The sequence below is a fragment of the Aeromonas sp. Marseille-Q7275 genome (genome assembly GCF_965119515.1).
Map to the genome: position 1 here is coordinate 274,680 of NZ_CBCPLW010000002.1, position 19,832 is coordinate 294,511.

The window sequence follows — 19,832 nt, forward strand, 5'->3', positions numbered from 1 at the left end:
GGGACCAGGCATTTGGCCTGGCCGGTATACATAAGGGTGGAAGAGAGATTATGGCCAGTCGAGGCATCAACAAAGTCATTCTGATCGGTAACCTGGGGCAAGACCCGGAAGTGCGCTACATGCCGAGCGGCGGTGCCGTGACTAACATCACCCTGGCCACCTCCGACACCTGGCGCGACAAGCAGACCGGTGAGCAGAAAGAGCGTACCGAGTGGCACCGTGTAGTCTTCATGGGCAAGCTGGCCGAAGTGGCGGGCGAGTACCTGAAGAAGGGTTCCCAGGTCTATGTCGAAGGCAAGCTGCAGACCCGCAAGTGGCAGGATCAGAGTGGCCAGGAGCGTTACACCACAGAGGTGCTGGTCGACAGCTTCACCGGCGTGATGCAGATGCTGGGTGGCCGTCCGCAAGGCGGCGCCGGCCAGGGCATGGGCGGTCAACAGTCCCAGGGCAACTGGGGCCAGCCGCAACAGGCAGCTCCCCAGCAAGCGATGCAGCGCCCGGCCGCAGCCCCGCAGCAGAATATGCAGCCACAGGGTGGTTACGGCCGTCCGGCCCAGCAGCCCCAGTCTGCACCGCCGGTCTACAACGAGCCGCCGATGGATTTCGACGACGATATCCCGTTCTGATCGACACCCAGGCCCTGATGACTCAGGGCCTTTTTGTCTGTTCCTGACGCATTCATCCCCTCCCTCATCATGTTGTTGCGACGATCCGCACCTGACCCTCTCCCTCGCCCTGACGTGTGGCTATTCTCGGGACGAGTCAGCTCCCCGAGAACCTGCATGAATCACCTTGGTCGCCTGCTGCGCCTCATCTTGCTGGTGTTTGCCGCCCCTCTGATCGCCGAACCGCTACGAGTGGGGGTGAGCTTCGCCATCCCTCCCTACGTGATCGCTCACGAGGATCGCGGCATCGAGCTCGATCTCATGCGCGAGGCGTTCGTCGGCAGCAGTCATGAGCCCGAGTTCATCTATCTGCCTCTGGAGCGGACTTTCAGGATGCTGGAGGAAGGCAAGCTGGATGCCATCATCAACGTCAGACCCGGCATGCTGAGCCACGCCCACCTCTCCCAGGTGGTGATCACCTTTCACAACCGGGTCTTTACCCTCGACAAGACGGCCTTTGACACCATGGGGGATCTGCGGACGCTGCGAGTCAGCGCCTTCCAGCGGGCCAGGCAGATCCTGGGAAAAGAGTTCGCCGACCTGGTCGATCAGAACCCCGACTATGAAGAGGTGGCGAGGCAGGAGGGGCAGGTTCAGAAGTTGTTGCTGGGACGCACGGATGCCGTGATCCTGGAGCAGAGGGTCTTTTACTACTACCTGTTGCAACTGATCGGGCAAGCAGAGGGCAGCGCGCGCTATCCCCACGACAGGGTCAGACAGCATGATCTCTTCCCCCCCACCCGGTACCACTTCGCCTTTCGCGAGGCGGCGCAGCAGCAGTGGTTCGATCGCCAGTTGAGCAAGATGAAGGAAGATGGTCGCTATGAGCGGATCTTTACCGCCTATGGCACGACCTCATCCGACAGAAACATAAAAGCCAGCCCATGACGGACTGGCTTGATACTGGCTCCAGAGGAACAACAGTGTAGTGGAGCGTTACTTCATCGCGCCGCCATTTTTCAGATCAGCTTTCTGACGTTTGGCCTCGCGCTTCTCTTTCAGTGACATCTGCGGTTTTTTCTTGGCATCTTTGCCGTGATGCTGTTCTTTGTTGCTCATCATCAGACTCCAAAAATGTTACCAGGACAGTTGGAATCAAGATTCCAGCATGTCATCCGAATCATAGATCACAGTACGCTAGCAGTGACGATCGAGGATCGCACTGGCACCAGCATACCCCCAGCCTCCACCGGGATCCAGCCTCGCCGGACAGCGGTGCTCCACAGGGCTCTGACCTCGCCATCCAGATCCCGACAACCCGGGACAAACTGCCACAACCGGCCTGTATCTGGACGAAAACCGGCAGGAAAACGCACTCAACTTGCTCTTTTGGGGTCTAGAGGACGATTACATAAGAGTCGGCCTCCGGAGTGTGTTAGGGTGAGCCATCACCTGCCGCAGGAGTGCGCCATGAAAAAGCTGGAAATGAAAGATCTTACCGAGGCCGAAAAAGCCGAGATCACCCTGTTGCTGCAGAAGGCCCAGGCCCATGCCGATCACACCCTGACCAATGGGGAACGTAACAAGATCCGTGAGGAAGGGCGCCTGAAAATCGCCGAGGATCGCGCCAAGGCAGCCAAGGCGGCCTCCGCACTGGCACGGGAGAAGGCCAAGGAGCGCGCCAAGAATCAGGTGCTGCCGGAAACCTTCAACTGGGCGGACTCCGTCAGCAACAAGTACCGCAGCAAGCGATAATTTCTGTCTCCCATGTCCGGATGCTTGTGCTGTCATCCGGAGATGGGCCTGCGTACATCCCTTTCCCGTACCGGAAAATGCTAGATAACCTTCTGGTATAAAACGATTTTATCAAGATAAAACGCTAACACCCCCTCGCCGGGCAGGAATTAATACCAAGATAAAGATTGCCATGGCGGAGTGAGCGTGTTCTAATCGATTTCGATGGTTCGGTAGTTCAGACCTGATTATGTTAGGCAGTCATTTTAAAGCAGTGATTTGTGCATAGAGTTGTCCCAGATGATTCTCGCCAAATAATTCTCCTTCTTTAGTGCTCCCCATACGTATTGCTGACGAAAAATCATGGATTGCTACACAAGTAGCGTTTCAACATCACTATTCAAGGAAATTATTATGTCTAACAAAATGACTGGTACCGTAAAGTTCTTCAACGCTGAGAAAGGTTTTGGCTTCATCTCCCCGGCTGACGGTGGCAAAGACGTGTTCGTACACTTCTCCGCTATCCAGTCCACCAGCTTCAAAACCCTGGACGAAGGTCAGCGCGTTGAGTTCACCATCGAGCAAGGCCAGAAAGGCCCGGCTGCTGCCAACGTAGTTGGTCTGTAATTCAAGCCAGGAAGCCTTTTCGTCAATCGGAAAGTCCTTCTGCAAGAATTGAAAAAACCCGCCTCGGCGGGTTTTTTGTTATCTGGATTTCCATCATTACCTCTCTTCCCCGCCAGAACTGCCCCCTTCCCTCGAACAAAACGCAAATGATAACCAATATCAATTGCATTTGATTCTTGTTTGCCTAGAATGCCTGTCGACAGATGTCATCCATTTGAGGCTCAGCTCCGCCGTCCCAGTGCGACACCAAGATCCCGGGACTCAGTGGCGGGTTGAGAAACTTTCCTTCCCAGGAGTTCAGGTTTTCATGACTAGCATCCCCATTACCCCTCTCGCCACCCTGATCATCGCCGCACTGGCCAGCCAGGCCCACGCCAGCCAGAACGAAGTCATGGTGATCACCGCCTCGGGTTTCCAGCAGAAGATCGAAGACTCTGCCGCCTCCATCTCGGTCGTGACCCGGGAACAGCTGGAGAAGCGCGCCTACCGTGACGTGACCGACGCCCTGAAAGACGTCCCCGGGGTGGTGATCACCGGGGGTGGCAGCAGCAGTGACATCAGTATCCGCGGCATGGGAGCCAAGTACACGCTGATGCTGGTGGACGGCAAGCGGGTCGACAGCCGTGGCACCCGCCCCAACAGCGACGGTCCCGGCATAGAGCAGGGCTGGTTGCCGCCGCTGCAGGCCATAGAGCGGATCGAGGTGGTGCGTGGCCCCATGTCCTCCCGCTACGGCTCGGACGCCATGGGGGGCGTCATCAACGTCATCACCCGCAAGAGCACCAGCATGACGGCATGGCAGGGGTCGCTGCATGCCGACAGCACCTTCCAGGAGAACAAGGCGTCAGGTGATCTCTTCCAGACCGATGCCTACACCGCTGGCGCCCTGGTGGACGGACTGCTGGGGATGCGCTTGAACGGCCAGCTCTCCTACCGCGGCGAGGATCAGTTCGAGAACGGCTTCGCCGAGCAGGAGATGCACAGCGGCACCGCCGTGTTCAGCCTGACCCCGGACGAGCACAACAGCGTCGACTTCGAGGTGAGCCGCGGCCTGCAGGACAGGGATCGCACACCGGGTGAGTCCATTTCAGCCAAGGCCAAACCGAACCTGAGCACCTACGAGCGCACCAACTACGCCATCACCCACGACGGCCGCTACGACTTCGGCTCCTCCACCAGCTATCTGCAACGGGAAGAGAGCACCAACCCGGGTCGGCAGATGAAGATGATCAACACCATAGCCGACACCCACACCCAGATCATCCTGGGGGATCACTACCTGAGCGTCGGCGGCCAATACCGCTACGAGGATCTGCAGGATCAGGGCAACCAGCTGAATGTGGCCAATCGCGCCGACCAGCTGACCCGCTGGAGCTGGGCCCTGTTCGTGGAAGACGAGTGGGCCCTGACCGACAGCTTCGCCCTCACCGGCGGCGTGCGCATGGACAGGGATCAGAACTACGGCAGCCACTGGAGCCCGCGTCTCTACGGGGTCTGGCATCCCGCCGAGTTCTGGACCCTGAAGGGTGGTGTCTCCACCGGCTACCGCTCCCCCGACCTGCGCATGTCAGCGGCCAACTGGGGCCAGGCCACTGGCGGCGGCACCCAGGATGGCATGCTGGTCGGCAGCCCGGCCCTCCAGCCGGAGAAGAGCGTCAGTGAGGAAATCGCCCTGTTGTGGGATGGCCAACAGGGGCTCAACGCCGGACTGACCCTGTTCAATACCGACTTCAAGGACAAGATTGCCGAGACCCGTCGCTGCACCAGCAAGCAGGATCCCGCCTGCACCCTGAACGGTCACACCTATGACTTCATCAGCGATCGCATCAACGTCGACGAGGCCAACATGCGCGGGGTGGAAGGCACGGCCAACTGGGCCATCAACCCGCAGTGGTCCCTGGCCTCCAGCTACACCTTCACCCAGTCCGAGCAGAAGAGCGGCCCCATGGCGGGCCTGGCACTGAACCAGATGCCGCGCCACATGTTCAACACCACGGTCGACTGGCAGACCAGCGAGGCGGTCGGCCTCTGGTCTCGGGTCAACTTCCGCAGCAAGACCTCGGACTACCTGAGCCGGGTCAAGATGGCCGAGGGCACCCCCTCCTACACCTTCTTCGACACCGGCCTGGTCTACAAGGCCAATCAGGCACTGAGCGTCACCGCCGGCATCTACAACCTGCTGGACAAGAGGGTGGACTACGCCAGCTACGGCACCGTGCTGGATGGCCGTCGCTACAACCTGGGGCTGACCTACCAGTTCTGATCCTCTCGGGTGCGAGAGATGCAAAAGGCCCGCCGAGTGCGGGCCTTTTCATGGGTGATAGGAAAGGGACTGTCAGCGCGGCAGGCTGATCCTGGCCTCCAGGCCGCCTTCGGCACGGTTGTGCAGGGTCAGCTCGCCGCCGTGCTGATGCACCAGGGTGCGGGCGATGGCGAGCCCCAGCCCCACGCTGCCCGACTCGGTGTTGCGGGCCTCGTCGAGACGGACGAACGGCTTGAACACCTCCTCCAGCTGGCCCTCGGCTATGCCAGGCCCCCGATCGCAGACCAGGATCAGCAGCTCGGATTCGGTTCGCTCCAGGGACACCTCGGCCCCGCCCGCGTACTTGATGGCGTTGCCGATGAGGTTTTGCAGCACCCGGCGCAGGGTATTGGCACGGCAGGCGTAGACCTGCTTGCCCTCGGCCAGGCAGATGACGGGCTGGCCGGTATCCGCATAGTCATCGCACAGGCTCTCCAGCAGGCTGACCAGATCCAGCTCCCGGGTCGCCTCCTGCTGCCCCTCCTCCCGGGCGAAGCTCAGGGTCGCCGCCAGCATCTGCTCCATCTGTTGCAGGGTCTGCTGGAAGCGCTCCTTGTCCTCGCCGTCTGCCAGAAACTCGCTGCGCAGCCGCAGGCTGGTGATGGGGGTGCGCAGGTCGTGGGAGATGGCGGCCAGCATCCGGGTCCTGTCCTGCACGAAGCGATCGAGCCGGGTGTGCATGCGGTTGAAGGCCTGGATGGACTCGCGGATCTCGGTGGGCCCCTCCTCGCGCAGGGGCTCTATATCCTCCCCGCGCCCCAGCCTGTCGGCATTGGCGGCCAGCTGCTTGAGGGGCAGGGTCGCCCGGCGGAACAGCCAGATCATCAGGCCTATCACCAGGCTCGCCACCAGCAGCAGGTTGAGGGTGGTCTGCCAGGACCAGCTCACCGCCTCCTTGTCCACCAGGGAGCTGAACTGCAGCCAGCCCCCGTTGGGCAGCTGGATGGAACCATAGAGCCGCATGTCCTGGGGTGGCGGCATACCGTTGCGATCCTTCATCATGCGGTTGTGATGCTGCCAGGCCCGGCTGCGCTGTATGTCCTGCTTCAGCTCGGCGCTGATCTCCACCGACAGGGACGACGGATACCCGAGCTTGGCCCGCACCAGCTTCTCGAAGCGGGGGCTGCGGTTGTCCGGTTGCAGCGGCTCGTCGGCCAGACGCAGCAGCAGGGTCTCGCTGCGGCTCGCCTTGAGGATCTCGTGATAGAGGGAGGGGGGGGAGAGGGAGAGCAGGCGCACCACAGAGATGATCCGCTGCATGGCGTTGCGGCTGTTGACGTAGCCGAGCGCCTCCTCCCGATCCGAGCGGTAGATCTGGATGCTGAGCAGCTGGATCAGCACCAGTCCCGCCAGGGCCACCAGCACTATCTGGCCGGTCAGCCCCTTGGGCAGCAGCCTGGCGAAGAAGCCCTTGATCATGCCGTCCTCACTCCTGGGTCACGTCGGCGGCGAACAGGTAACCGCCGCCCCAGATGGTCTTGATGAGCTCGGGATTCTTGGGATCCCGCTCCAGCTTGCGCCGCAGCCGGCTCACCAGGGTATCGATGGCGCGATCGAAGGCGACCGCCTCCCGGCCACGGGCCAGATCCAGCAGCTGATCCCGGCTCAGCACCCGCTGGGGCCGCTCCAGAAACACCTTGAGCAGATCGAACTCGGCGGTGGAGAGGCTCATTCCCACACCCTCCTCGTCCACCAGCTCCCGGCGATTGATGTCGAGCAGCCAGCGATCGAAGCGCAGATCCCGGGTCAGGGCCTCGGGGACGGGCTGGATCTCCGCCTGGGTGCGGCGCATCACCGCCTTGATGCGGGCCAGCAGCTCCCGCGGGTTGAACGGCTTGGCGAGGTAGTCGTCCGCCCCCATCTCCAGGCCGATTATGCGGTCCGTCTCCTCCCCCATAGCGGTGAGCATGATGATGGGCAGGCGGGACTTCACCCTGAGCTCGCGGCACAGGGTGAGGCCATCTTCCCCCGGCATCATCAGATCCAGCACCAGCAGATCGAACTCCCGCTCGTCCAGCAGCCGCTTCATCTCCTTGCCATCCCGGGCGCAGCTGACACGCATGCCGTGCTGTTCCAGAAAACGCTTGAGCAGATCGCGGATCTCGCTGTGATCGTCGACCACCAGAATATGAGGGCTGCCTTGGTTCATCATTGTCTCTCCCGTTATCGAGCTGGGGCGATTATACGAGAATCAATCGGGCGGGTTGTGTCAAAGTGTGCCAGAGCGCCAAGATGCCACACTCTGCTACAAAATAGGCTTCAACTGGCAAAATTCAGACACTTCCACGGTGTTTACTGGATACCAAGGCGAAACAGCCTCTACCCGTATTCATCCGACAGGAGTTACCCATGAAAAAGCTGACCAAGACCCTGCTGACCGCCACCCTGATCCTCGGCCTGCCCCTCGGTGCCTATGCCGCCAGCGAGGCGGTCTCCACCGCCCAGCCGACCCAGGCCATGGCGGCCGGTTGCCCCATGGACGGTGCCGGCATGATGGGCGGCAAGCACCACGGCGGTCGCCACGACAAGATGGCCCGCATGCAGAACATGACCCCGGAACAGATCCAGGCTCACCTGCAACAGCGCTACGACAAGATTGAAGACCCGGCCAAGAAGGCCGAGTTCGTGAAAAACCTCGGCCTGCGTGCCGACGGCATGATCAAGCACGCAGAGGTGATGAAGCAGTTCGCAGAAGCGAACCAATAAATCGAAGCAAACCAGCAAGCAAGATAACGACGGGGTGGCCATGGCCACCCTGTTTTTTTTTCGCGTCCGCTCAACCGCCCCGCCCTGCGGCTGACGCCGCCATGGCGCCACTTTTCTGCCCCCTGCACCGGGATATGTGAGCGATAACAAACGTTTTATGCTCGAAATAGCTAATAATGGCGGCTCAAACAACAGGATCGGGCAAGGCCCCGGCCATGGTGGACAGGAGTCGTTATGGGATGGAATCTGGGCACAATCAAGGGGCGCTATACCGCCGTCTTCCTGGGGTTCATGGCGCTGGTGTGCGCCCTGACGGTGATCGGCATCCAGCTCTGGATCAAGCCGGCGCTGCAGAAGGCCGGCGAGCAGAATGTGGCGCTGCGGGTCAGCGAGATCGCCACCGACATCCACGACCAGCTCAACGGAGTGCAGAGCCAGTCCCGCAGCATCACCCAGCTGGTGGCCCGGCTGCCGAGCGAGCAGATAGACGCCCTGCTGCCCGCCCTCATCGATCAATACGGCAACGCCATGGTCTTCGGCGGCGGCATCTGGCCCCTGCCGGAGCAACGGGAGGCGGGCCGTGCCAAGTTCAGCACCTTCTATCACAGGGATGCGGCCAACGCCCTCATCCCCAACACCTACTGGAACTCGGCCGAGGCGCCGAACTACTTCGAGCAACCCTGGCACAAGGCGGGGCAGCAGGCCCCTCGCGGCATGTGCGTCTGGGCCGCCGCTTACAAGGATGGCGCCAGCCAGCAGCCGAGAACCAACTGCGCCATGGGGATCTACAAGGACGGCGCCCTCTACGGGGTGTCGACCATAGACGTGACCCTGGGGTTCTTCAACGATCTGGTGGCCAGGAAGGAGCAGGAGATCGGCGGCCAGGTGATGATAGTCGAGGCTGACGGCAAGATCCTGAGCAAGAACGCCCGCCTCGGCGGCGATGTGGTGCTCGGCAACCTCTCCGCCCACGCCGACTACCCCTTCGCCGGCTCCATCGCCGGCCTGCTCGGCCAGAACGCGAGCAAGGGCTTGCTGCGCACCACCTTCCAGGATCAGGGGGAGGAGCAGACCCTGCTGATGGAGGCCATCGACGGCACTCCCTGGCTGCTCGCCACCGCCCTGCCGACCCGCGTCCTGACCCAGGACAGCCGGGACGTGCTCGCCACTCTGGCCAGCATACAGCTGCCCCTGGTGGGACTGCTGTTCGTGCTCATGGTGCTGGCCATCAGCCAGCTCGGCCGCCGGCTGCAGACCCTCAGGCTCAACATAGATGCCCTCAGCGCCGGCGATGCGGACCTGACGGCCCGCATCCAGGTGAAGGGCCATGACGAGCTGGACAACATAGCCCTGTCGGTGAACCGCTTCATCGCCTACCTGCAGCAGATGATGGTGCAGGTGACAGACGCCACCGACCTCATCACCCGGGAGCTGGCACAGCTCGATCAGCAGACCGGTCAGAGCCGACGGATCCTGGGGGAACACGCCAGCGAGACGGATCAGGTGGTCACCGCCCTCACCGAGCTCAGCTCCACCGCCGACAGCGTGGCCCGGCACGCCAGCGACTCGGCGAGCTTCACCGAGGCCGCCAATGGCCAGGCAGCCAACTCGCGCAAGGTGGTGGGGTCGGCCTCCGCCAGCGTGGTGGCCCTGATTGACGAGGTGGATCTCGCCGCCGCCAAGGTGCTGGAGATGCAGGAGGATGCCAAGCAGATCGGCAGCGTGCTCGGGGTGATAGGCGGCATCGCCGCCCAGACCAACCTGCTGGCACTCAACGCCGCCATCGAGGCGGCCCGGGCCGGGGAGCAGGGACGAGGCTTTGCCGTGGTGGCCGACGAGGTGCGTGCCCTGGCGGCCCGCACCCAGAACAGCACAGCCGAGGTGGGCAGCATGCTGTCACGGCTCACCCAGGGGGTGGCCGAGGCCGTGGTCGCCATGGAGCAGACCAAGCGCAGCTGCCAGGCCGCAGCCGACACCACGGGTCAGGTCACCGGCGGGCTCGACAGCATGGCCGACTCCGTGGTGCAGATCCACGATCTCAGCAGCCAGATCGCCACCGCCGCCGAGGAGCAGAGCCGGGTGACCGAGGAGATCAACCGCAACATGGTGAGCATTCGCGACATGCTGAACCTGCTGGTGCAAAACGGCAGCCAGACCGAGCAGAGCGCAGCGTCGCTGCTCGGCTCCAATCGCCAGCTGCTGGCCCTGGTGCGCCGCTTCAAGGTGTGATGGCGAACGCCAGCCAGCAAAAAGGGGCCCGCGGGCCCCTTTTTCATGCACGTCACCAGGACTCAGGCCTTGTTGGCCAGGTTCAGGGTCTTGACGGTCTCGCCTTCGAACTTGATCACCACGTTCTTCTGCGCCACTTCGGAATCCTTCAGCAGGGACTTGGTGGTCTCGGCCAGCAGCGGAGAGGCCTTGTTCAGGGCGCTCAGATCATAGGTCCACACTTCCAGACCGGCATCGGTCTTGGTGCTGGCCGGGGCGCCCAGCTTGTCCTTGATGGCCTGCTTGTTGGAGCCGCCTTCCTTGATATCCAGGGCCGTTTTGATCGCTTCGTTGGAGGCGCTGTCCACGGCAGTACCGGCCATCTCTTTGGCGGTGCTGGTGACGCTGCTGGTCACGGAGTCGGTCAGGGAATCCATCAGGCCGGCGTGGGCAACCAGGGGCAGGGCGGTCAGGGCAATCAGAAGGCACTTTTTCATTAAGATACATCTCACAGGAATGAAAGAGCGCGCATCAGACCAGTGTGCTCGATTGGAGTCAAGATGATCCCAAGGTCAAGCCGCATTCGGGGGGCAAGGGTCATTCCCTTGAGTGAAGATGGCGGCCGGGGATGGATAGCGGCGCCCCTAGCCAGAGAGCTGATCCTTGCCCGCCAGCTTGGCCCGGTAGAGCGCCCTGTCCACCCTCGCCATCAGCTGGTTAAGGGGTTCATCCGGCCTGGACTCCACCAGACCGAAACTCAGGGTGATGGGCTCCACCCCCTTGACCCTGGCATGGCCCAGTCGCTGTCGCAGCTTTTCGGCCACCACATGGGCATCCGCCAGCCGGGTGTTGGGCAGCACCAGCATGAACTCGTCGCCCCCCCAGCGGGCCAGCAGATCGATCTCGCGGATGGCGCCGCGCGTCAGGCGCACTATGTCGATCAGGGTCTGATCCCCCACCCCGTGGCCGTGGCGATCGTTGATCTGCTTGAAGTCGTCCACGTCCATGGCGATCACGGCGAAGGGCTCCTTGAAGCGCCGGGCCCGCTCATACTCCAGCCGGACGGCCTGCTCCAGCCGATAGCGGCTGGCGGCCCCGGTCAGGGAGTCCGTCTCCGCCAGGCGGCGGTTCTCCTCCACCTGATGCTGGAGCGCCAGGTTGAGCCGCTCCAGCTCGGCGGTGCGCTCCGCCACCTGCTGCTCCAGGGTGCGATTGTGCAGCTCCAGCCGGGCGTAGAGCTCCCGCTGGGCATGAATGTCCCGGTGCGCCCCTATCATCCTGGCAACGGATCCGTCTGGGTTGCGCGCTATGATGCGGCCACAATCCTCAACCCAGATATAGTCGCCGTTGCGGCAACGACAGCGGTACTCGGCCCTGTAGTCGGCACTCTGGCCGCTCAGATAGGCATCGAAGCGATCCATCACCCGCGGCAGATCGTCCGGGTGTATCACGTTTTCCCAGGTGAAGACGTTGTTGTCGAAGGAGTGCGGCTCATAGCCCAGCATCTGGTACCAGCCCGGATTGCGATAGACGAAGCCGGTGTTGGCATTCCAGTCCCAGACCCCGTCGCTGATGACTTCCAGAATGCCGTGCACCGCGGCGTCGTTGAGATCCGGGATCCTGATAGTGTCATTGTCCTGCAGCATGGAATCCATCCTTGTTCTGCTCCCCCGCGCCACTGCGGGTGACTCGAGTCCAACGGTTGAACATCATTGAAAAATGCGGCCGCCTGCCGGGCTACCCGACGACGACTGCCTGCCTGCAATCCCTGTCATGACAAGGTTATCGGCCGTCCCCTGGTTCCCCTGAATAACAGTAGCAGCAGGGCCTGCCGCCGGTCTTGAGCGCCGTCACGCCTTCCCCCTTTTCTCTGCCCGCCCCCTTGCACCAGGGCGGTGCACCGCCTTGGCGCAACCCTGCCCAAATGGGGCGTCTCTCGCCAGCCTCTCGGACATGGATGAATTAAATCATTGAATAAATAGGGGAAAATTCTTGGCGCAATATTTGCGTTTGCCTGAATGAAGCACCAAGGATTGGGGACATTGCATGAAGTTAATCACTGCCATCATCAAGCCGTTCAAACTCGATGACGTTCGCGAAGCCCTCGCCACCCTCGGCGTAGAGGGGCTGACGGTCTCCGAGGTCAAGGGGTTTGGCCGCCAGAAGGGGCACACCGAACTCTATCGAGGCGCCGAATACCAGGTGGATTTCCTGCCCAAGGTGAAGCTGGAGATCGCCACCCAGGCCGACAACGTCGAGCCCATCATCGAAGCCATCAGCCAGGCCGCCCACACCGGCAAGATAGGCGACGGCAAGATCTTCGTCTGCGACCTGCTGGCCGCCGTGCGGATCCGCACCGGCGAGACAGACACAGACGCCCTTTGATACGACTGGAACCGAGGAATACGACATGGAAGAGTTGATCACATCCGTCAGCGAGCTGCGCTATGCACTCGACACCTTCTACCTGCTGATCTCCGGCGTGCTGGTCATGTGGATGGCCGCCGGGTTCGCCATGCTGGAGGCGGGCCTGGTCCGCGCCAAGAACACCACCGAGATCCTGACCAAGAACATCCTGCTCTATGCCATCGCCTGCGTCATGTACCTGCTGGTCGGCTACAACATCATGTATGTGGACAACGGCGCCGGCGGCTGGCTGCCGAGCTTTGGCAGCCTGATGGGCAGCCAGGCGGACGACGCGGGCCACTCCCTGCACGCCGACTTCTTCTTCCAGGTGGTCTTCGTGGCGACCGCCACCTCCATCATCTCGGGGGCGGTGGCCGAGCGGATGAAGCTCTGGTCCTTCCTGCTGTTCTGCGTGGTGATGACCGGCTTCATCTATCCCGTCGAGGGCTACTGGAGCTGGGGTGGCGGCTTCCTGAAAGAGGCGGGCTTCTCCGACTTCGCGGGCTCCGGCATAGTCCACCTGGCGGGCGCCGCCGCAGCCCTGGCCGCCGTGCTGCTGCTCGGCCCCCGTCGTGGCAAATATGGCAAGCAGGGGGAGATCCACCCCATCCCCGGCTCCAACCTGCCGCTCGCGACCCTGGGCACCCTGATCCTCTGGATGGGCTGGTTCGGTTTCAACGGCGGCTCCCAGCTGGCGCTCTCCAGCGCCGCTGACGCCACCGCCATCGGCACCGTCTTCGTCAACACCAATGCCGCCGCCGCGGCCGGTGTGGTCGGCGCCCTGCTGGTCAGCAAGCTCACCTGGGGCAAGGCGGATCTCACCATGATCCTCAACGGCGCCCTCGGCGGCCTGGTCGCCATCACCGCCGACCCGGCCTCCCCCAGCCCGCTGTTCGCCAGCCTGATCGGCGCCCTGGCCGGTGCCCTGGTGGTCTACGCCATCGTCGCCTTCGATCGCCTCAAGATCGATGACCCGGTCGGCGCCATCTCGGTACACGGGGTCTGCGGCCTGTTCGGCCTGATGGTGGTGCCCTTCTCCAACGCGAGCGCCACCTTCGGCGCCCAGTTGCTGGGGGCCGCCGTCATCTTCGGCTGGGTCTTTGCCGTCTCTCTGGTCGTCTGGAGCCTGCTCAAGGCCACCATGGGCCTGCGGGTGAGCGAAGAGGAAGAGATGCTGGGCGTGGATCTCCACGAGTGCGGCGTCGATGCCTACCCCGAGTTCGTCAGCATCAAATCCAGCACCTGACACCGCCAGTGGCGTGGGGGGCGCGGGGGGGGACTCGGGCCCCGCCCTTTTTTGGGGGGGCCCCACCGCCCCCTGAAGGGGGGGGGGGGGAAACGGGGGGAGGGGGGGGCGGGGCGGGCGGGGGGGGGGGGGGGGGCCGGGGGCGGGGGGGGGGGCGCGGGCGCGTGTGGGGGGTGGTCTGGTCCGACGGGGGACGGGGGGGGTTCGGCGGGCGCGCCCTCGGGAGGGCGGGGTCTGGGGGGGTGGGCGGTGCTGCTGACAGAGCCGATAAAGCTGGCGCTCTCCGAGAGGTGCAGGGCGTCGGCCATCCGCCCCATGTCCCAGCACTCGGTCAGGGTTTCCTTGAGCAGCAGCTCCAGGCGCAGGGCCAGCCGCTCGCCGCGACTCTGCCCCTCCCCCTTCTGCAGCAGGCGGCGGTAGAAACCGAGCTGCTCCACCAAAAGCGCACTGAGCAGCGGGTCCTGATGGCGCCCTGCTCCGCATAGAGGTTCTCTATGGTGCGCAGCAGTGCCCCTGCTGGAGGTACAGCCCAGACGAGGGCGGCTCGCAAGGGCATCCCAGGGGAGTCCTTGTGCAGCAGCAGCCACACCAGATCCCAGTCGCCCCCAGCCGTCGGTTGCGGCTGCTCCGGCGTGGCCACTGCGTCTCCGGTAGCTGCGTCTCTGACCATCGCGTCTCTGACAATCGCATCTCTGGCAATCGATAGCAGAGCGGCTCCCCCGCCGGGATCAGCGCCCACTTCCACAGGCAGCCGCTCGAAGCGATCCCCCAGCAGCACCTCCCCTCGCCCTGCGGGTCAGCAGGAAGCAGTATCCGCCAGGCGGCGCTCGATGCGATAGCGGGTGCGCAGGCGGGAGTAGCCCGCCAGCCAGACCCGCTCCTGCGCGAGGGCGGGCAGCAGGCTGTCACAGCAGATCTGCTCGCGGCAGTCGGGGAGACGTCGATAAGCTCGGGGTTGGCAGTGTCGGACATCATCAGGACGGGTTCAGCCATACCGAAGGGAAGGCCCCAGCATAACATCAAGGGCGCTCAGGTCACAGGAGACCAGCCATGCACCTCCATCACGTCGCCATCCGGGCGCAGATCCGGAGCCGCTCAAGGCATTCCACTGCCCCCTGTTTGGCGGGCAGACCAATGGGCGCGACCACAAGCCAAGCCGTTCAGCTCCTGCTTGGTACGTTTCAGGGCGCCAGCCTGAGCCGATACACAGCCCTGCACTGGCCGCGCCGCTGAAATGGAAGAATACTGCCTGGCCAGATCGTCGATCCCCGGATCAGCGCCCGGCCAGCGGCATATATACATGAGGCAGACGATGGATATGGAGGGTTGCCGTTGAGTGAATCGCCCGCAACATGGCGGGGCGCTTGAGGCCGCCGGGGAAAGCCGTCATCTCCGGATAACGGCCAGCGGCACTGACCGGTGCGACCCGCAGATGTCCTTCAAGATTGAGATGAAGGTGGATCCCTAACATCGTAGTGCGCGCCGAGCTGCGACATGCATTCCGGATCCCGCACCAGCAGGTCGCCGTCAATCACCGCATCAAATCTCTGCTGGTGCGCATCCAGTGATTCACTGCCTGCCGGACAACCTCTTTTTCTGGTTGATAGAAGCGCTCAATACCATACTCACCGGCTCCCCGCAGCGGCACCAGGGTGACGCCTGTCATGCGGATATGGTATTCCCGCGCCCTCTGCAGTAATTGCCGATAGCCCTTGATCAGCACCGTTGCCGCCGGCACCGGACTATCCGGATCCAGTGCCGTGCCCGCCAACCCGATATCATTCAGCCCGACCTGCACGATACAGCAGCTGACACCGGGTTGCTGCAGCACATCACGCTGAAACGCGACAGGCTGGCGATGCCGATGCCGTCTTTCAGCAACCGGGAACCCAATCGCCCGGCATTCACCACCGCTATATTGTCGGCAACAAGGCACCTGGCCAAAAATCTGTCCAACGGCCATAAAATCATCCTTGCCGCCGTTGCCATCCACCATGGAATCACCGATGACCACCTGAGTGTAACGCGGATCCCGGCTGAACCTGACGCTTTCAACCAGCAAACGGGAGCTGATTTTTTCGACCGTCGCCGGCCTCTTCCCCGACGGCCTGATTACCCGGCTCAAGCAACGAAAAATGACGGGCATCCCAGTGAAAGGTATTGACCGAATCGGCTCCGGCAGATAGGTATCCATAGAGCAGATCACCGATAACGAGGATATCCAGTGGAATTTCATCACTGCACAGAGTCCCCCCGCTGGAATTGTCGCGCCGGTTTGCCCATTAAAGGTGACAGCCATTGCGCCGCACAGATCAGGCACGGAAATATGGCTCTCGCTTCATTACCAGGTGGCTGGCACCATAACGATTGGAAAAGATCAGCCGCAGCTTTTGACCGCCCAGGCTGGATGCGCAGTGACTGCCGGAGTGTCTGATCCCCATCAATGACCGCTATATCCGATGGAAACGGAAACGCCTCTCCCGATGCAGGCTGAGCTGGAAAGCCAGGTGCATATCCACTCCTCGTGCGCACTGGCGAGGCTGAAGGCACTGAATATGACATCAGAAATTCTCCTGAAAGAAACAACCGAGTTATTGCGCGACCGGCGGGCCGTCATGACATCGAAGCCGTGCATGGCGATATCCGTCATTGCCAGCAGACGCGCCCGGCTGACGCCATCCCGGGCTCCGGATGGAGATCCCGTGAAACACGGTCGCCACATAATCCCCGAGCCCTGTATATCGGTGTTTTTCCGGCAGTTCGCCGGACTGAACGCCCTGCCGGATGCGCTCAATGATGCCCTCATCCGCTCCGGCGGTAACCGGCCAGCTATGCCATGATCTTTTCGTTATCACGGCCATAGTTGGTCAGCGACAGGACCACCATGCAGCCGCAGGCTCATCGTCACGGGTGTAGGCTTCGACCGCGTTCACCAGCAGTTGCCTGACAGCCTGGCGGGTATCCGCCAGACAGGGCGGCGTCAGCAAAAGCCCCTCTTTCGGCCAGATAGCGTTATCGCCCTACACGGAAAGATTTTCCTTTGAGCCGAAGGCGGCATAAATACGGGCAGAAGCAATCCCCAGTGCAGCCACCAGATCAGACAGTTCCTGATAAAGTCAGCGCCAGAATACCTTTTTATGCGCAACGCCTTCACGATCAAATTTTCTTGGTCTGCCAGCCATAACACAATTTCCGCATCTGTCATTTCAGACCAAGGCTACCAGTTCATTGTCGACTAACAAAGAATTATTTTTTGCGATTGACAAAGATTGAGACGCCCTCTACCCTATTCGCTGCTGGGATCGACAAACAATAGCCACCACCCCAGCTTACAGACGCCTTGTCTATGGCCTTCTGCGGATTCCTTATAGATAATTCAAACGGAAAGGATATGAACACATTCTTCAGAGTATCTCTGGCGGCAGTCATGCTGCTCACATTGCAGGGCACTGCGGTCGCGGCAAATACACAACGCCCGGCAGTGACGTCAGTAACAGCGCAGGTCAGTGAAGCCGGCTTTCAGCATCACTATGTCAAGGTAGCGGGGCAGAAGATCCATTATGACGGCGGAAAGCGGGGAGCCCGTGTTGCTGATCCCGGGCTGGCCGCAAACCTGGTATGCCTGGCGTCATGTGATGACCGGACTCGCCGCCGAAGGCTATATGGCGATAGCGGTTGATCCGCCGGGAACCGGTTATTCCGATCGGCCGAGCACGGCGATGATACCGGGGCGGTGGCGACCACATTGCACAATATGATGAATCAGCTCGGTCATGGGCACATTCGGTTGTCGGTCATGACATCGGCATGTGGGTGGGTTATGCCCTGGCCAGTGATTATCCCGCCGACATCAAGAAAATCGCATTAACCAGCGGTTATTCCAGCCTGGCGCCGGCACCGTCCATCTTCGTCGATCCGCAGGACAATATTTTCCTCTGGCACTTCATGTTTAATCAGGTACAGGACTTGCCGGAAATGCTGACGGCCGGCAAAGAGCGGGAATATCTGAATTTTATTTTTGACCATTTATCCTATCAGCGTGATCGCGTCGCAGCACAAACCTATATAGATGCTTATTCCTCTCGCAGGACAGGCAGGCTTCGCGTATTACCGCCAGATCTGCAAACATTGCACAAAATAAACAGCGGTGAGAAAAACTGCTGATGCCGGTGCTGGCACAGGTGCGGATCATGCCACCAGACGCACCCCAGCAGACGATGCAGGACGAGCGGTGAATTTGGGTAGGCGCCATGCCTTTGGTGAACGCGGTCACTTCGTCACGGAGGAGTGCCCGGAACAGCTGATGACGGCATTACGCGTTGCTTGAAAAATGTCCGCGCTCTTTTGCGGGCGATATCAAGACAGGCCCCCGACTCGGGGCCTTCTTCTTTATGCCCGACATAAGCAGGCCCGCGAGTCTTGGTTTCACACCGGCTCAGTGTGGCGCAGTTGGCTTCCCGGGTACTCACCTGATCTGTGCGCTGCACCGACCAAAGATGATTGGCAGTTTCAGACATCATCAGGACGGGCTAAGCCAAGGCCGAAGGGGCAGACCCTCCGGGCATTGGGGGTATCAACTCACAGGAGACCAGCCATGCATATCCATCACGTCGCCATCTGGGCGCAGTGCAGGATCTGGAGGCACTGGCACATTCTACTGCACCCTGTTTGGCGGGCAGGCCAATGAGTGCTACCACAACCCGAGCAAACAGTTTTCCTCCTACTTCGTGCGCTTCGAGGAGGCGCCAGTCTGGAGTTGATGGCACACCCCCATATTATTTCCGGCGGATCTCGCTCTGCTGCACCTGCTGTGAAGGTCTTCTGTTCTCGCTCTTCTCTCGGCAGCGTGGAGGAGGTTTATGATGACCGCCCGGCTGCTGAAAGCGCCGAGGTGAAACACCTGACGGCCTCTGCTGACCGGTGACGGCTATTACGAGAGCACCTTCCTGGATCCCACAAAACGCTTGAGCTGACCATCTAATACCTGAATGCTCCTCACCCTCCCCTCTCCCAACGGGAGAGGGGATAAAGCAGCATCCAGAACATGATTCGCCAGTCGCCGATCTGGTTGACGGCAAAAATAGTCGCTGATAGCCTGATTTAAGCGAAGCGTACCGGACAGCGCGCGCTTTTCCCTTTCCTTGCGGGAGAAGGGTCGGGGATGAGGGGAGGAAAGAGGCCACGTAACGTTGAGCTTCACAGGCTCAGCCACAACCTACACATCGGTAGGTTGGTGCTGAGCCTGAGAAGCCCAACATACAAGATGAAATAAATGTGTTATCTGTCGAATCAATATGCGCATGTGGTTAGGTGAGTCCAGTAACTTTCTGCGAGATATGAAATCTACATTCGTTAACTTACGCAAGCACTCACCGAACTCCATATCGACCTCATCAATTCCCGGCCAAAAAAAGGAACCTTTTCATTTCTCAAGCTTTCAATAAACATGATGTGAGTTAGTGCCAAGAGTAGGGGAAGTTTGATGGCTCATTAAAATCATTATTTAAAGATGCATAATCAGATGTCTATTAAAACCATTCATTTTCCCATCTATAGCCTGACTTCGGTTTGTATAGCCAAGGAAAAGGAGTACTCCGAATGCATTTATTACATCACATTGTGGGTTAACATGTGTTAAAAAATCTATTTCTACTTCACTGTTATAGCCCTTCCCTGGATGCCAGTCATATTTAGACATTTGTTTTCGACCGTGATTTAATATTAGTTGCTTGTTATTCTTTCAAATCCCAAGAAAATTGACATTGTTTACACCTTGATTGAGAATACTAACTTGAACATTCCTTAATCCAGCTTCAAAAACAGGAAAAAGAGACATTATCGCTATATGGTCTAATCCCATATGATAGGCCTCAATAGCCTCAAGGTATTATTGTCTTATAATCGGTCAATGAGTCGCTTACAGAAAATACTTATTGAAATATAAGTAAATGACTTTATAGCAGCAAGGCAACGCGCAACAAATAATGGGGTAAAGTTT

The 19,832-nt window shown here is 60.7% G+C and carries 19 protein-coding genes and 2 pseudogenes; 14 read left to right on the forward strand and 7 right to left on the reverse strand.

The genetic code is table 11. The annotated features are described in order from the left end of the window. The first annotated feature begins 50 nt into the window (after nt 1–50). Together ACWPWQ_RS03520 and ACWPWQ_RS03525 are read left to right on the forward strand one after the other, a co-directional pair. Nucleotides 51–626, forward strand: coding sequence for a single-stranded DNA-binding protein (locus ACWPWQ_RS03520; RefSeq protein WP_005328769.1), 576 nt, complete (start codon nt 51–53; stop codon nt 624–626). A 156-nt stretch (nt 627–782) separates the two neighbouring features. Beyond that, a complete protein-coding gene (locus ACWPWQ_RS03525) occupies nt 783–1,553 on the forward strand; it encodes a substrate-binding periplasmic protein (RefSeq protein WP_454009013.1) in 771 nt (256 codons plus the stop codon). Between the two features lie 48 nt (nt 1,554–1,601). Here ACWPWQ_RS03525 and ACWPWQ_RS03530 read toward each other — a convergent pair whose 3' ends face one another. Further along, nucleotides 1,602–1,724, reverse strand: a complete 123-nt coding sequence (locus tag ACWPWQ_RS03530; protein WP_080675244.1) for a hypothetical protein — start codon at nt 1,722–1,724, stop codon at nt 1,602–1,604. 351 nt (nt 1,725–2,075) lie between these two features. Between ACWPWQ_RS03530 and yjbD the strand changes: the two genes are divergently transcribed. From yjbD to ACWPWQ_RS03545, 3 genes are all read left to right on the forward strand, one after another. Next, the gene (yjbD, locus tag ACWPWQ_RS03535; protein WP_162519186.1) at nt 2,076–2,360 is read left to right on the forward strand and encodes a DUF3811 domain-containing protein; all 285 of its coding nucleotides are present in this window, start codon (nt 2,076–2,078) and stop codon (nt 2,358–2,360) included. Nucleotides 2,361–2,753: 393 nt separating this feature from the next. Beyond that, complete coding sequence (gene cspE, locus ACWPWQ_RS03540) at nt 2,754–2,966, forward strand: transcription antiterminator/RNA stability regulator CspE (protein ID WP_025328559.1); 213 nt, start codon at nt 2,754–2,756, stop codon at nt 2,964–2,966. Between the two features lie 307 nt (nt 2,967–3,273). Continuing rightward, on the forward strand, nt 3,274–5,229 hold the full coding sequence (locus ACWPWQ_RS03545; RefSeq protein ID WP_454009014.1) for a ligand-gated channel protein: 1,956 nt from the start codon (nt 3,274–3,276) through the stop codon (nt 5,227–5,229). A 72-nt stretch (nt 5,230–5,301) separates the two neighbouring features. Here ACWPWQ_RS03545 and ACWPWQ_RS03550 read toward each other — a convergent pair whose 3' ends face one another. Beyond that, nucleotides 5,302–6,687, reverse strand: a complete 1,386-nt coding sequence (locus ACWPWQ_RS03550) for an ATP-binding protein (RefSeq protein ID WP_139436263.1) — start codon at nt 6,685–6,687, stop codon at nt 5,302–5,304. A 7-nt stretch (nt 6,688–6,694) separates the two neighbouring features. Further along, nucleotides 6,695–7,417 carry a response regulator gene (locus ACWPWQ_RS03555; RefSeq protein ID WP_025328561.1) on the reverse strand — a complete coding sequence of 241 codons (723 nt, stop codon included), beginning with the start codon at nt 7,415–7,417 and terminating at the stop codon, nt 6,695–6,697. A 200-nt stretch (nt 7,418–7,617) separates the two neighbouring features. Here ACWPWQ_RS03555 and ACWPWQ_RS03560 point away from each other — a divergent pair, with 200 nt between their 5' ends. Further along, nucleotides 7,618–7,974: a hypothetical protein gene (locus ACWPWQ_RS03560; RefSeq protein WP_342058594.1), complete on the forward strand. Its 357-nt coding sequence runs from the start codon at nt 7,618–7,620 to the stop codon at nt 7,972–7,974. 234 nt (nt 7,975–8,208) lie between these two features. Continuing rightward, nucleotides 8,209–10,203, forward strand: coding sequence for a methyl-accepting chemotaxis protein (locus tag ACWPWQ_RS03565; RefSeq protein WP_454009015.1), 1,995 nt, complete (start codon nt 8,209–8,211; stop codon nt 10,201–10,203). Between the two features lie 62 nt (nt 10,204–10,265). On the opposite strand, the gene ACWPWQ_RS03570 is transcribed toward ACWPWQ_RS03565, so the two are convergent. Continuing rightward, nucleotides 10,266–10,679 (reverse strand): hypothetical protein, encoded by a 414-nt coding sequence (locus ACWPWQ_RS03570; RefSeq protein WP_139436257.1) that lies wholly within the window; start codon nt 10,677–10,679, stop codon nt 10,266–10,268. A gap of 147 nt (nt 10,680–10,826) precedes the next feature. Further along, nucleotides 10,827–11,828, reverse strand: a complete 1,002-nt coding sequence (locus tag ACWPWQ_RS03575; protein ID WP_454009016.1) for a sensor domain-containing diguanylate cyclase — start codon at nt 11,826–11,828, stop codon at nt 10,827–10,829. A 400-nt stretch (nt 11,829–12,228) separates the two neighbouring features. Here ACWPWQ_RS03575 and glnK point away from each other — a divergent pair, with 400 nt between their 5' ends. Together glnK and ACWPWQ_RS03585 are read left to right on the forward strand one after the other, a co-directional pair. Continuing rightward, nucleotides 12,229–12,567 carry a P-II family nitrogen regulator gene (gene glnK / locus ACWPWQ_RS03580; RefSeq protein WP_139436253.1) on the forward strand — a complete coding sequence of 113 codons (339 nt, stop codon included), beginning with the start codon at nt 12,229–12,231 and terminating at the stop codon, nt 12,565–12,567. A 25-nt stretch (nt 12,568–12,592) separates the two neighbouring features. Further along, nucleotides 12,593–13,834 carry an ammonium transporter gene (locus ACWPWQ_RS03585; RefSeq protein ID WP_319914175.1) on the forward strand — a complete coding sequence of 414 codons (1,242 nt, stop codon included), beginning with the start codon at nt 12,593–12,595 and terminating at the stop codon, nt 13,832–13,834. A gap of 249 nt (nt 13,835–14,083) precedes the next feature. Here ACWPWQ_RS03585 and ACWPWQ_RS03590 read toward each other — a convergent pair. After that, a pseudogene (locus tag ACWPWQ_RS03590) lies at nt 14,084–14,827 on the reverse strand (AraC family transcriptional regulator); the annotation flags it as partial. Nucleotides 14,828–15,365: 538 nt separating this feature from the next. Next, a complete protein-coding gene (locus tag ACWPWQ_RS03595) occupies nt 15,366–16,028 on the reverse strand; it encodes a hypothetical protein (RefSeq protein ID WP_454009017.1) in 663 nt (220 codons plus the stop codon). Nucleotides 16,029–16,293: 265 nt separating this feature from the next. Here ACWPWQ_RS03595 and ACWPWQ_RS03600 point away from each other — a divergent pair, with 265 nt between their 5' ends. The 5 genes and pseudogenes from ACWPWQ_RS03600 (at nt 16,294) to ACWPWQ_RS03620 (ending at nt 18,807) form a co-directional block, all read left to right on the forward strand. After that, entirely contained in the window at nt 16,294–16,674 is a 381-nt protein-coding gene (locus tag ACWPWQ_RS03600; RefSeq protein WP_454009018.1) for a hypothetical protein, read from the forward strand. Between the two features lie 551 nt (nt 16,675–17,225). Then, nucleotides 17,226–17,513: a hypothetical protein gene (locus ACWPWQ_RS03605; RefSeq protein ID WP_454009052.1), complete on the forward strand. Its 288-nt coding sequence runs from the start codon at nt 17,226–17,228 to the stop codon at nt 17,511–17,513. Beyond that, complete coding sequence (locus ACWPWQ_RS03610) at nt 17,470–17,592, forward strand: hypothetical protein (RefSeq protein WP_454009050.1); 123 nt, start codon at nt 17,470–17,472, stop codon at nt 17,590–17,592. The genes ACWPWQ_RS03605 and ACWPWQ_RS03610 overlap by 44 nt, the downstream gene beginning before the upstream one ends. 49 nt (nt 17,593–17,641) lie before the next feature. After that, entirely contained in the window at nt 17,642–17,998 is a 357-nt protein-coding gene (locus ACWPWQ_RS03615) for a hypothetical protein (protein ID WP_454009019.1), read from the forward strand. Nucleotides 17,999–18,428: 430 nt separating this feature from the next. After that, nucleotides 18,429–18,807: pseudogene (locus ACWPWQ_RS03620) on the forward strand (VOC family protein). Nucleotides 18,808–19,832 lie beyond the last annotated feature (1,025 nt).